Here is a 1,744-nt window from a genome sequence, read left to right on the forward strand (position 1 = left end):
TGATATGAAACGACCTGTCAATACCCTAAACGGGTGCTGACGGTTTTTCGTTCTGGTTTTGGTTTTCAAGTGCCTGCCGCCCCCCAGGGCGGCAGGCACTTGTCTTTTGGGTGGCGATTGAGGACGGCGGCGTCAAAGGCAGCGCGGAGGGTAACGCGACGATAGATCACTCTGATATACGCGGGTCTACTCGGGTTGAGCCGTTGCCGCAGGGTCATGATTCGTCGGGAGCTGCCTCGGACTAGAGGCGCGGGTTGGAGCCGTGGCTCGTACCGCATAAAAGCTAGCGAGGATTCTCCTTTTCGTGGAATCCACGCTGCCTTCGGCGCCGCTGTCCAGGATGGGGTCATCTGTGGGAAGGTTTTTGGTTTGGTTGGAGGGGACTAGGCTTTCGCCGGACCGGAGCCAGTCCAGGCGGCGCGGAGCGCCCCCGGAGGGCTAGGCCTGGACGGGCGAGGACCCGGCTTTAGGCTGGAGGCTTGGGGGGCATGGGTTTTATCCATGCCCCCCTGCCTAGCGGCGAGCGTCTGGTTTTCCGTCAGCGAGGCGATGGCCCAGATGAAGCCCAGCAATTCGCGGGCAATTGCCGTGACGGTCTGGTTCTTGTTTTTACCCTTGGCCGTCAGTGTCTTGTAGCGCTTGTTCAGCCGGTGCTGCGCCTTCCAGGCGATGGCTTTCACCTCCTCGCTTAATTCCAGATTCTTCTGCCGCCGTAACAGAAACCCGGTGACATTCGGCCGGTGGCGGTACGACCAACTGGCCTCCACCAGCACCCGCCGCAGATGCGCATTCCCAGACTTGGTGATTGGTCCGCGATGCACCTTGCCGCCACTGGAATGTTCGCTGGCTACCAAGCCGCTGTAGCCCATCAACTGTCTGGGATTGGCGAAGCGGGACAGCGAACCCAACTCCGAGACAATAGTCGCCGCCGTGGTCTGCGCCACGCCCCGCAAGGCTTGCAACGCTTCAATCACCGCCCGCAACTCCACCGGGGCTTCCCGCACCGCTTCGTCGATAGCCGTCTCCAGGTGAACGATGCGCTGCGCCACATGTTCCACTTCGTGCAAATAGTTCAGCAGCGTCACCTCCAGCGCTTTGTACTCGAAGTGCACGTTCGTCTTGATCCACTCCAGATACTGCTTGGTCCAAGCGGGCACGCCCTCCGGTTTGCGTCCGTGCCGCAGCAAGAACTTCCCCAGCCGGTGCCGCGCCTTGAGTTGATCCTTCTTGGCCGCCTCGCGCGCCCGCACCAGATCCCGCAGCGCTTCTTGCTCGGGACTCGGCACGGCCACCGCCGTCAACTCTCCAGCCCGATAACACCGCGCCAGCTTCTCGGCGTCGCGCCGGTCCGTCTTAATGCGCTCACTGGCTTTCTTGGGAATCAGGCTCGGCGCGATCACTTCACATGGCACGTCCAGTTGGGTCAGCTGCCAGTACAGGCAATAGCCGGTCGGACCCGCCTCGTAACAGGTGCGGATCTCGCCCTGCTCCCGCAACTTCTTCACCAGCTTGCGCACCGCTTCCATCCGGTTGGCGATCACGCCCAGGCTGCGCACTTCGCCGTCGCGCCCCGCCTCGGCCACCGCCACGGCAATCGTCTCGGCATGGACATCCAGGCCCACGTACAGTATCTTTTTCATAGACCAACTCCTTGTCCTTTGCGGCTCTGCGCCGCTTTTGGTTTTCCTGACCGTCAGCGTAACCCGCGTCTCAGGTCAGGGGTTGGTCGTTTCATAATGACTAG

General features: G+C 61.6%; 1 protein-coding gene. It reads right to left on the reverse strand.

Going from position 1 to position 1,744, the window contains the following annotated elements; all coding sequences use genetic code 11:
- Positions 1-383: 383 nt before the first annotated feature.
- Complete coding sequence (locus ICL16_RS31405) at positions 384-1,640, reverse strand: IS110 family RNA-guided transposase (RefSeq protein WP_202895814.1); 1,257 nt, start codon at positions 1,638-1,640, stop codon at positions 384-386.
- Between the last annotated feature and the right edge of the window lie 104 nt (positions 1,641-1,744).

This window comes from Iningainema tapete BLCC-T55 (assembly GCF_014698965.1).
In the GTDB taxonomy this organism is placed as follows: Bacteria; Cyanobacteriota; Cyanobacteriia; order Cyanobacteriales; family Nostocaceae; genus Iningainema; species Iningainema tapete.

Excerpts from the sequence above, each read along its gene's own strand:
- ICL16_RS31405 (WP_202895814.1), bottom strand. The coding sequence starts at position 1,640 with ATGAAAAAGATACTGTACGTGGGCCTGGATGTCCATGCCGAGACGATT.